Annotated in this window: 1 protein-coding gene; it reads left to right on the forward strand. The window is 75.0% G+C overall.

The window, feature by feature from the left end:
• Positions 1 to 11,985: non-ribosomal peptide synthetase (locus ACFFR3_RS27755; RefSeq protein WP_379484098.1), on the forward strand; the 11,985-nt coding region annotated here is incomplete at both ends.

Below are 11,985 nucleotides of genomic sequence, written 5' to 3' on the forward strand. Positions count from 1 at the left end.
GAGGTGCACGCGCGGCTGGTCGAGGTGGCCAGGGCCGAGGGCGCGACCACGTTCATGGTGTTGCAGGCCGCGCTCGCGGTGCTGCTGGCCAAGCTCGGCGCGGGCACCGACATCCCGATCGGCACGCCCACCGCTGGACGCACCGACGAGGCGCTGAGCGACCTGATCGGGTTCTTCGTCAACACGCTCGTGCTGCGCACCGACCTGTCCGGCGACCCCACCTTCCGCGAGGTGCTGGGCCGCGTCAGGGAGACCGGGCTCGACGCCCACTCCCATCAGGACGTGCCGTTCGAACGCCTGGTGGAGGAGCTCGCCCCGGCCCGGTCGCTCGCCCGCCACCCGCTGTTCCAGGTCATGCTCACGCTGCAGAACGACACCGGCGTGCCGCTGCACCTGCCCGGGGTGACGGCCAGGGAGATCTCCCCTGCCACGGCGCCCGCCAAGTTCGACCTCGACGTGGCGGCGGCCGAGGTGTTCGACGAGGCGGGCGAGCCGGCCGGGCTGCGGGGGTACGTCATCGCGGCGGCGGACCTGTTCGACCGCGACAGCGCCGAGCGGGTCGCGGAGCGCTGGGTGCGGCTGCTCGACACGCTCGTCAGGGACGTCTCCGCCCGCCTGTCCGAGGTGGACGTGCTGGCCGCCGACGAGTGGGACCAGGTGGTGTGGGCGTGGAACGCGACCGACGCGCCCGTACCGGGCACCTCCCTGATCGGGCTGGTGGAGGCGCAGGCGGCGCGCACCCCCGACGCGGTCGCGGTGGTGTATGAAGGCGCCGAGGTCACCTACGCGGAGCTGGACGAACGAGCCGGACGGCTCGCGGGGGCGCTGGCGGCCGAGGGCGTGACCGCCGAGTCGGTGGTGGGCGTCGTCATGGAACGCGGCGTCGATCTCGTGGTGGCGCTGCTGGGCGTGCTGAAGGCGGGCGCGGCCTACCTGCCGGTCGAGGTGGAGCTCCCGCCTGAGCGGGTGGCCTCGATGCTGGCCGACGCGGGGGCGCGGGTGATGGTCTGCTCGGCCGCCACCGTCGCGCTCGTGCCGGACGGCGTGACCGCGCTGCGGGCGGACGACCTGCCGCCGGGCGAGCCGGTGCGCGGCGACGTGCTGCAGGTGGACGACCTGCCGGTCGGGGAGCCGCTGGGCGGCGTCGTGCGGCCCGGCCAGGCCGCTTACGTGATCTTCACCTCCGGATCGACGGGACGGCCGAAGGGCGTCGTGGTGCCGCACGCCGGCGTGGTGAACCGGCTGGCCTGGATGCAGCGGCGGCTGCCGCTGGAGCCCGGCGACCGGGTGCTGCAGAAGACGCCGTACGGCTTCGACGTGTCGGTCTGGGAGTTCTTCTGGCCGCTGGTGACCGGCGCCACGCTGGTCGTGGCCAGGCCGGGCGGGCACCGGGACCCGGCGTACCTGGCGCAGCTGATCAGGGACGCCCGGGTGAGCGTCGCGCACTTCGTGCCGTCGATGCTGGAGGTGTTCCTGCGGCAGCCCTCGGCGGCGGCCTGCGACGGGCTGCGCTGGGTGGTGTGCTCGGGCGAGGCGCTGCCGCAGCCGTTGCAGGAGCGCTTCTTCGACGTGCTGGGCGGGGCGGAGCTGCACAACCTGTACGGCCCCACCGAGGCGTCGGTGGACGTCACCGCCTGGCGATGCCGCAACGACGCCCCGGTCGCGATCGGCGCCCCGGTCGCCAACACCCGCGCCTACGTGCTGGACGCCTCCCTGCGGCCGGTCCCGGTCGGGGTGGCGGGCGAGCTGTACCTGGCCGGGGTGCAGCTCGCCCGCGGCTACGCGGGACAGCCTGGCCTGACCGCCGAACGGTTCATGGCCTGCCCTTACGGCGAGCCGGGCGAGCGCATGTACCGCACCGGCGACCGGGCCCGCTGGCGGCCCGACGGGCAACTGGAGTTCGTGGGCCGGGCCGACGACCAGGTGAAGATCCGCGGGATGCGCGTCGAGCCTGGCGAGGTGCAGGCCGTGATCGCGGCGCACCCGCAGGTGGCGCAGGCCGCGGTGGTCGCCCGCCAGGAGCAGGGCGGGGCGCGGCTGGTCGCGTACGTGGTCGGCGCCGAGGCCGGGCCGGACGAGGTGCGGAGCTGGGCCGGGCGGCGGCTGCCCGACTACATGGTGCCGTCGGCGGTGGTCGTCCTGGACGCGCTGCCGGTCACGGTCAACGGCAAGCTGGACCGCAGGGCGCTGCCGGCCCCCCAGTACGCCGCCGGCGCGGGCCGCGGCCCGTCCGGCCCGCGCGAGGAGCTGCTGTGCGCCGGCTTCGCGCACGTGCTCGGCCTCGACCGGGTGGGCGTCGACGAGGACTTCTTCGCGCTGGGCGGCCACTCGCTGCTGGTCGTCTCGCTGGTGGAGTGGCTGCGCGAGCACGGCCTGCGCGTTCCCGTACGCGCGCTGTTCCAGACGCCGACCGTGGCAGGGCTGGCCGTGGCGGCGGGCGCCGAGCAGGCGGAGGCGCCGCCCGCCGCCGTCCCTGAGGGCGCCACCAGGATCACCCCCGAAATGCTGCCCCTGGTCGAGCTGTCGCAGGCGGAGATCGACCGGATCGTGGCCGGGGTGCCGGGCGGCGCGGTCAACGTCGCCGACGTCTACCCGCTCGCGCCCCTGCAGGAGGGCATCCTCTTCCACCACCTGCTCGCCGGGACCGGCGCGGACGCGTACGTGCTGGTGACGGTCCTGGAGTTCGACGGCAGGGCCAGGCTGGACGCCTTCACCGAGGCGCTCCAGCACGTCATCGACCGGCACGACATCCTGCGCACCTCGGTCGTGTGGGAGGGCCTGGACGAGCCGGTCCAGGTGGTCCGGCGGCACGCCGGCCTCCGCGTCCACACCGTCGAACTCGGCGCGGGCGACCCCGTCGAGCGGCTCATCGAGGCCGCCGGCCTGTCCATGGACCTCGGGCGGGCCCCGCTCATCGACGTGCACGCCGCCCAGGACGGGCAGCGGTGGCTCGGCCTCATCCGCGTGCACCACCTCGTCCAGGACCACGCCGGGCAGGAACTCGTTCTCGACGAGGTGCGCGCCTTCCTCGCCGGACACGGGGACGAGCTGGCCGCGCCGCCGCCGTTCCGCGGCTTCGTCGCGCAGGCGCGCGGCGCCGACGGCGAGGCGGAGCACGAGCGGTTCTTCGCCGAGCTGCTGGGCGACGTGGACGAGCCGACCGCGCCGTACGGGGTGCTCGACGTGCGCGGCCACCACACCGCCACGCGACGGGCCAGGCTGGGCCTCGCCCCCGACGTCACCGCCCGGCTGCGCCGGGTGGCGCGGGCGCTCGGCACCAGCCCGGCGACCGTCCTGCACCTGGCCTGGGCGCGCGTGCTCGCGGCCGTGGCCGGGCGGGACGACGTGGTGTTCGGCACGGTGCTGTTCGGCCGGATGAACGCGGGCGCCGGCGCCGACCGGGTGCCAGGACCGTTCATCAACACCCTCCCGGTACGGGCCCAAGTGGACGGCACCGGCGTGGTGTCGGCCGTGGCCGCGATGCGCGACCGGCTGGCCGGGCTGCTGGAGCACGAGCACGCCCCCCTGGCCCTCGCGCAGCGGGCCGGCGGCGTGGCGGGCGACACGCCGCTGTTCACCTCGCTGCTCAACTACCGGCACAACGCCGCCGGCGACCGCACCGGCGTGGCCGAGGGCATCCGCGTGGTCGCGCTGCGGGAATGGGACAACTACCCCCTGTCGGTGTCGGTCGACGACGACGGCGACGCGCTGGACCTGCTCGTCGAGGGCGTGCCGCCGATCGACCCGCACGCGGTCGCCCGCATGCTGCGCACGACGGTCGGGAACCTGGCCGGCGCGCTGGCCGAGGCGGTGGACGGCGGCGCGGAGCGGCCGCTGTCGGCCGTCAGGGTGCTGGGCGACGACGAGTGGGACCGGCTGCTCACCGGCTGGAACGACACGGCGTCGGCGGTCCCCGACGGGACGGTGGCGCGGTGGTTCGAGGCGCAGGCGGCGCGGACCCCGGACGCGGTGGCGGTGGTGGCGGGCGGCGTCGAGGTCACGTACGCGGAGCTGGACGCGCGGGCGGACCGGCTGGCCCGGCTGCTGCTCGCCCGGCAGGTGGGGCCGGAGTCGGTGGTCGGCCTGGTGCTGGAGCGCGGGGTCGAGCTGGTCACGTCGCTGCTGGCGGTGCTGAAGGCGGGCGGCGCCTACCTGCCGATCGATCCGCGGCACCCGGCGGAGCGCATCGCGTACATGCTGGACGACGCCGCCGCGACGGTTGTGATCACCACCTCCGGCGTGGCGGGCGTGCCGGGACGGACCCTGGTCCTGGACGATCCCGCCGTCCTGGCCGAGCTGGCCGCGCTGCCCGGCGGACCGCCGCCCGCGGCGCCGCCCCTGCCCGCGCACCCGGCGTACGTCATCCACACCTCCGGCTCCACTGGACGGCCGAAGGGTGTGATCGTGACCCACGGCGGCTTCGCCAACACGGTCGCCGCGACGGCGGAACGGTTCGGGGCGCGGCGGGGGTCGCGGGTGGCGCAGTTCGCGTCGGTGAGCTTCGACCAGTTCTGCCTGGAATGGTCGGTTCCGCTGGTGTCGGGCGCGACCCTGGTCGTGGTGCCGCAGGACCGCCGGGCCGGCGCCGACCTGGCGGCGTTCCTCGCCGGGGAGCGGGTGACGCACGTGTGGCTGCCGCCGGTGGTGCTGGCCGGCCTGGACGAGGGGTCGATCGCGCCCGGCGTGGTCGTGGACGTCGGCGGCGAGGCCTGCTCGCCCGAGCTGGTACGGACCTGGTCGGCGGACCGGGTGATGTTCAACTCCTACGGTCCGACGGAGACCGCGGTGGACGCGGCGGTGTGGCGGTGCCGTCCCGTGACCGGCGAGGTGCCCATCGGGTCGCCCATCGCCAACACCCGCGTGTTCGTGCTGGACGGCGGTCTGGAGCCGGTGCCGGTCGGCGTGGCGGGCGAGCTGTACGTGGCGGGCACCGGCGTCGCCAGGGGCTACGCCGGCCTGGCCGGGCTGACCGCGGAACGCTTCGTCGCCTGCCCGCACGGCAGCGCGGGGGAGCGCATGTACCGCACCGGCGACCTGGTGCGCTGGAACGGCGAAGGGGAGCTGGAGTTCCTCGGCCGCGCCGACGACCAGATCAAGATCCGCGGCTTCCGCATCGAGCCGGGCGAGGTGCGCAGCGTGCTCGCCGCCCATCCCGGGGTGGCGCAGGCGGCGGTGATCGCCCGCGAGGACGTGGCCGGTGACCGGCGGCTGGTGGCGTACGTGGTCCCCGCCGCCATAACGGACGCCGCCAGAGAGGACGCCGCCGGAGAGGACGCCGCCGAGCTGGGCGAGCGGCTGCGGCGGCACGCCGCGGAACGGCTGCCGCACTACATGGTTCCCGCGGCCGTCGTCACGCTCGACGCCCTGCCCCTGACGATCAACGGCAAGCTCGACCGCAAGGCGCTGCCCGCCCCCGTCTACGCCGCGGGCGCCGGCCGCCGTCCCGCGTCGCTGCGCGAGGAGCTCCTGTGCGGGGTGTTCGCCGAGGTGCTGGGCCTGGCCGAGGTCGGCGTGCACGACGACTTCTTCGCGCTGGGCGGCCACTCGCTGCTCGCGGTGCGCCTCGTCAGCCGCGTACGCCGCCTGCTGGACGTGGACCTCGGCATCAGGACGCTCTTCGAGCACCCGACCGTGGCCGCCCTGGCCACCCGGCTCGACGAGGCGGACACCGCCCGGCCGCCGCTGACCGCCCAGGAGCGCCCCGAACGGCTGCCGCTGTCGTTCGCGCAGCGCCGCCTGTGGTTCATCCAGCAGCTGGAGGGCCTGAGCGACACCTACAACATCCCCGTCGCGCTCAAGCTGACCGGCGACGTCGACCACCCCGCGCTTGAGTCGGCGCTCCTCGACGTCATCGCCCGGCACGAGGTGCTGCGCACGGTGTTCGCGGTCGAGGACGGCGAGCCGTGCCAGCGGGTGCTGAGCCCGGCCGAGCTGGACTGGGACCTGCCGCTCGTCCAGGTGCCGGCCGCTGAGCTGGACCAAGCGGTCCGGAAGGCGTACCGGCACACGTTCGACCTGGCCGTGGAGCCGCCGATCAAGGCGTGGCTGCTCGCGACGGACCAGGGCGAGCGGGTGCTGGTCATGGTGCTGCACCACATCGCCGGCGACGCCTGGTCCGAGACGCCGCTGGCCCGCGACCTGTCGACCGCCTACGGCGCCCGCCGTCAGGGCCGGGCGCCGGGCTGGGAGCCGCTGCCCGTCCAGTACGCCGACTACGCCCAGTGGCAACGGCGGCTGCTCGGCGACGAGCACGACCCCGGCAGCCTGCTCGCCCGGCAGGTCGCCTACTGGCGGGAGACGCTCGCCGGCCTGCCCGAGGAGCTGCCGCTGCCGTTCGACCGGCCGCGTCCCGCCGTCGCCGGCCACCGGGGGCACGTCACCGCGTACCGGGTGCCGGCCGAGGTGCACGCGCGGCTGGCGGAGTTCGCGCGGGACGCGGGCGTGACCACGTTCATGGTGTTGCAGGCCGCGCTCGCCGTGCTGCTGAACCGGCTGGGCGCCGGGCGCGACATCCCCATCGGCGTCGCGGTCGCCGGCCGCATGGACGAGGCGCTGGACGACCTCGTCGGCTTCTTCGTCAACACGCTCGTGCTGCGCACGGACCTGTCGGGCGACCCCGCGTTCCGCGAGGTGCTCGACCGGGTGCGCGAGACGAGCCTGGGCGCCTACGCCCACCAGGACGTGCCGTTCGAGCGGCTGGTGGAGGAGCTGGCGCCGGCCCGCTCCCTGTCGCGGCACCCGCTCTTCCAGGTGATGCTCACCCTGCAGAACGCCGAGGACGCCCGGCTCGACCTGCCCGGCGTGCGGGCCGGCGCGCTGCTCGCGGACACGGTGCTGGAGACGTCGGTCCCGCCGGTGGCCAAGTTCGACCTCCAGGTCTACGTACGAGAAGAACGGGACGAGCGCGGCGCGCCCGCCGGCCTGCGGGGCGTGGTGATCGCGGCGGCCGACCTGTTCGACGCCGGCACGGCCGAGCGGCTCGCCGACCGGTGGACGCGCGCACTCACCCACCTGGCCGGCGACCCCGAGCTGCCCACGTCCGCCGTGGACGTCCTCGCCCCCGAGGAGCGCCGCCAGGTGCTGACCGGGTGGAACGACACGGCCGTGCCGCGCGGGGACGCGACGCTGCCCGCGCTCGTCGAGGCGCAGGCCGCCCGCACGCCCGGCGCGGTCGCCGTGGTGTGCGAGGACGGCGAGGTCACCTACGCCGAGCTGGACGCGCGGGCGAACCGGCTCGCCCGGCTGCTCATCGACACCGGGGCCGGGCCCGACACGGTCGTCGGGGTCGCCATGGACCGCGGGATCGACCTGATCGTGGCGCTGCTGGGCGTGCTGAAGGCGGGCGGGGCGTACCTGCCGCTGGATCCCGGGCATCCCGTGGAGCGGCTGGCGTTCATGGCCGGGGACGCCGGCGCGCACGTCGTCCTCACCTCAGGCGGCCCGGCGCCCGCCGGCGCGCCCTGCCTGGCCCTGGACGACCCCGTCCTGCGGGCGCGGCTCGCGGAGCTGCCCGGCGAGCCGCTCCGGCTCGGCGAACGGCGCGAGCCGCTGCCCGCGCACGCGGCCTACGTCATGTACACCTCCGGCTCGACCGGCGTCCCCAAGGGCGTGGTGATCCCGCACGAGGCGGCGGTGAACCGGCTGGCCTGGATGCAGGAGCGGCTGCGGCTCACCGGGGACGATCGGGTGCTGCAGAAGACGCCGACCGGGTTCGACGTGTCGCTGTGGGAGGTGTTCTGGCCACTGATGGTGGGCGCCGCCCTCGTCGTCGCCCGTCCCGGCGGGCACCGCGACCCCGCCTACCTCGCCGGGCTGATGCGGCGAGCCGGGGTGAGCGTCGCGCACTTCGTCCCGTCCCTGCTGGAGGTGTTCCTGCGGGAACCGGAACTCACGCGCGGCACCCGGCTGCGCACGGTCATGTGCGGCGGCGAGACGCTGCCCGCGGCCCTGCAGGACCGCTTCTTCCAGGCGCTCGACGGCGTCGAGCTGCACAACATGTACGGCCCGACCGAGGCGACCGTGGACGTCACCGCCTGGCGCTGCGCCCCCGGCAGTCCCGTGCGCATCGGCTCGCCCGTGGCCAACACGCAGGTGTACGTGCTGGACGAGTTCCTGCGGCCCGCGCCGGTGGGCGTCACCGGCGAGCTGTACCTGGCGGGCGTGCAGCTCGCCCGCGGCTACGCCGGCCGTCCCGGTCTGACCGCCGAGCGGTTCGTGGCCTGCCCCTTCGGCGGGCGCATGTACCGCACGGGCGACCTGGCCCGGTGGACCGCCGACGGGCAGATCATGTTCCTCGGCCGCACGGACGACCAGGTGAAGATCCGCGGCGTCCGCATCGAGCCCGGCGAGATCGAGACCGTCATCGCCGCCCACCCCGAGGTCGCCCACGCCACGGTGGTCGCCCGCGAGGACACCCCAGGCGACAAGCGGCTGGTCGCCTACGTCGTCCCGGCCGGCGGTACGGACGGCGGTACGGACGGCGAGCTGCCGGAGCGGGTGCGGCGGGAGGCGGCGCGGCGGCTGCCCGAGTACATGGTGCCGTCGGCGGTGGTCGTGCTGGACGCGTTGCCGGTGACCGTCAACGGCAAGCTCGACCGCGACGCCCTGCCTGCCCCCGAGCGGTCCGGCGGCGCCGGGCGCGGTCCCGCCGACGCCCGCGAAGAGCTGCTGTGCGAGGGCTTCGCGCACGTGCTCGGGCTGGAGCGGGTGGGCGTGGAGGACGACTTCTTCGCGCTGGGCGGTCACTCGCTGCTGGTGGTGTCGCTGGTCGAGTGGCTGCGGGCGCGCGGCGTGACGGTGTCGGTGCGGGCGTTCTTCCAGGCGCCGACGGTGGCCGGGCTGGCGGCGGTGACGGGCGCCGAGCCGATGGCCGTACCCGGCCGCGCCGTCCCCTCAGGCGCGAGCGAAATCACGCCGGAGATGCTGCCGCTGGTGAGCCTGTCGCAGGCGGAGATCGACCGGATCGTGGCGGGGGTCGAGGGCGGGGCGGCGAACGTCGCGGACGTCTATCCCCTCGCGCCGCTGCAGGAGGGGCTGCTCTTCCACCACCTGCTGGCGGGCGACGGTCAGGACGTCTACACCCGTCCGGTGGTGCTGGAGTTCGCGTCGCGGGCGCGGCTGGACGAGGTCGTCGGGGCGTTGCAGCGGGTCGTCGACCGCCATGACGTCTTCCGTACGTCGCTGGTGTGGGAGGGAGTGCGGGAGCCGGTCCAGGTGGTGTGGCGGAGGGCCGCGCTGCCCGTGGAGACCGTGGAGACCGTGGAGCTGGACGCTGCCGGCGGTGACCTGGTCGAGCAGCTGATCGCCGCCGCCGACCCGTCCATGGATCTCGGCCGGGCACCCCTGCTGGACGTCCGCACCGCCCGCGTCCCCGGTTCCGAGCGGTGGCTGGCCATGGTGCGCATGCACCACCTCGTCCAGGACCACCTGGGCCTGGAGATCCTGCTGGACGAGGTGGGGGCGTTCCTGACGGGGCGTGGCGGTGAGCTGGGCGAGCCGGTGCCGTTCCGCACCTTCGTCGCGCAGGCCAGGCGCGGGGGGAGCGACGAAGAGCACGAGCGGTACTTCGCGGGCTTGCTGGGCGACGTCGAGGAACCGACCGCGCCCTTCGGACTGCGCGACGCCCAGACCGGCGGCCGGGCCGAGCGGGCCACGTCCGACCTCGACCCGGCGCTGGAGAGCCGCCTGCGCGAGGTGTCCCGGCGGCTCGGGGTGAGCCCGGCGACCGTGATGCACGTGGTGTGGGCCCGGGTGCTCGGCGCGGTGTCGGGGCGGGACGACGTGGTGTTCGGGACCGTGCTGTTCGGCCGCATGAACGCCGGCCCCGGCGCCGACCGCGCCCCCGGCCCCTTCATGAACCTGCTGCCGGTGCGCGTACGGCTCGGCCACGCCGACGTGGCGGCGGCCGTCGCCGGGATGCGCGGCCAACTGGCGGACCTGCTCGCGCACGAGCACGCGCCGCTGGCCGTCGCCCAGCGCGCGAGCGGCGTCCCCGCCGACCTGCCGCTGTTCACCTCGATCTTCAACTACCGGCACAACACGGACGGCGGCGCCGAACTCCACACCCGGCTGCCCGGAGTCAGGGTCGTCTTCACCGAGGAACCGACCAACTACCCCCTCTCGGTCATCGTCGAGGACAACGGCGACGGGATGTCGGTGGTCGTGGACGCGGTCGCCGGAGTGGATGCCGGGGCCGTGACCGGGCTGGTCCGCACGGTCGTGGAGAACGTGGTCACTGCCTTGGAGTCGGCTCCTGAAACGCCGCTGGCCGGCGTGGGGGTGCTGGACGCGGGCGGCCTGGAGCGGCTGGCCTCCTGGGGCACGGGTCCCGCGGGTTCGCTTGCGGGGACGGTGGCGGAGCTGTTCGAGGCGCAGGTGGACCGGGATCCGGCTGCGGTGGCGGTGGTGGGCGACGGCGTGGAGGTGTCGTTCGCCGAGGTGGAGGTTCGCGCGAACCGGCTGGCCCGGGCGCTGCTGAGCCGGGGGGTGGGCGCGGAGTCGGTCGTGGCGGTGGCGCTGGAACGCGGGGTCGATCTGATCGTCTCGCTGCTGGGCGTGCTGAAGGCGGGCGCGGCCTACCTGCCGGTGGACGTCACCTACCCGGAAGCGCGGATCGAGTCCATGATCATCCAGGCCGGGGTGCGGGTCGCGGTCGCGTCGCCGGGAACGATGGACTGCCTGCCCGACGACATCGACGTGGTGCTTTCCAACGACCCCGGGCTCGCGGGGTTGGCGGGCGGCCGGTTGTCAGCGGACGAGCGGGGCGCGCTGCGGCTGGAGCAGGCGGCGTATGTGATGTTCACCTCCGGTTCGACCGGGGCGCCGAAGGGTGTGGTGGTCTCGCATGCCGGTGTCGGTGCGTTGATCGAGGGGCAGCAGCGGTGGCTGGGCGTCGGCCAGGGCTCGCGGGTGGCGCAGTTCGCGTCGCCGGGCTTCGACACCTTCGGCTGGGAGTGGCTGGGGCTGCTTTCGGGGGCTTCGCTGGCCATCGTGCCGGAGGAGGCTCGGCTGGGGGAGGCGCTCCTGCGGACCCTGAACGCTTCCCAGGTGACGCACGTGACCTTGCCGCCGGCGGTGCTGGCGGGCCTGGACCCGGCCGGACTGGATCCGAGCGTGGTGGTCGCGGCGGCGGGTGAGGCGCTGCCGATGGGGGTCCTGGAGGGTTGGGGTGCCGGTCGGCGGATGTTCAACTCCTACGGGCCGTCCGAGACGACGGTCGATGCCACCTTGTGGCAGTGCGCCTCCGATCGCGTGGCCATCGGGCGGCCGGTCATCGACACACGGGTCTGGGTCCTGGACGAGCGCCTGACGCCGGTGCCGGTCGGTGTCGCGGGTGAGGTCTATGTGGCGGGCCCCGGCGTCGCGCGCGGGTATGTGGGTCGGCCCGGCCTGACGGCCGAGCGGTTCGTGGCGTGCCCCTTCGGGGGCGGGCGGATGTATCGCACGGGCGACGTCGCGCGCTGGGACGACGGCGAGCTGGTCTATGTCGGGCGCGCGGATGAGCAGGTGAAGATCCGCGGGATGCGGATCGAGCCGGGCGAGGTACGTGCGGTGCTGTCCCGGCATCGGTGGGTGTCGGACGCGGCGGTGGTGGTGCGCGAGGACGACTCGGGGGACAAGCGGCTGGTCGGCTACCTGGTCCCGGCCGCTGACGTGGGGGCGGACGAGCTGACGGAGGCGGTGCGGCGGTTCGCGGGTGAGCGGTTGCCGGAGTTCATGGTGCCGTCGGCGCTGGTGGTGCTGGATGAGCTGCCGCTGACGGTGAACGGCAAGCTCGACCGCGGCGCGCTGCCGGCGCCGGAGGTGAGGCGGGCGAGCAGGGGTCCGGCCGATGCGCGGGAGGAGCTGCTGTGCGCGGCCTTCGCCGAGGTGCTGGGGCTGCCCGAGGTCGGGGTGGATGACGACTTCTTCGTGCTGGGCGGGCACTCGCTGCTGGCGGTGCGGCTGGTGAGCCGGATCAGGGCGGTCCTGGATGTGGAGGTGGAG

The sequence above is a fragment of the Nonomuraea salmonea genome (genome assembly GCF_042428605.1).
In the GTDB taxonomy this organism is placed as follows: Bacteria; Actinomycetota; Actinomycetes; order Streptosporangiales; family Streptosporangiaceae; genus Nonomuraea; species Nonomuraea salmonea.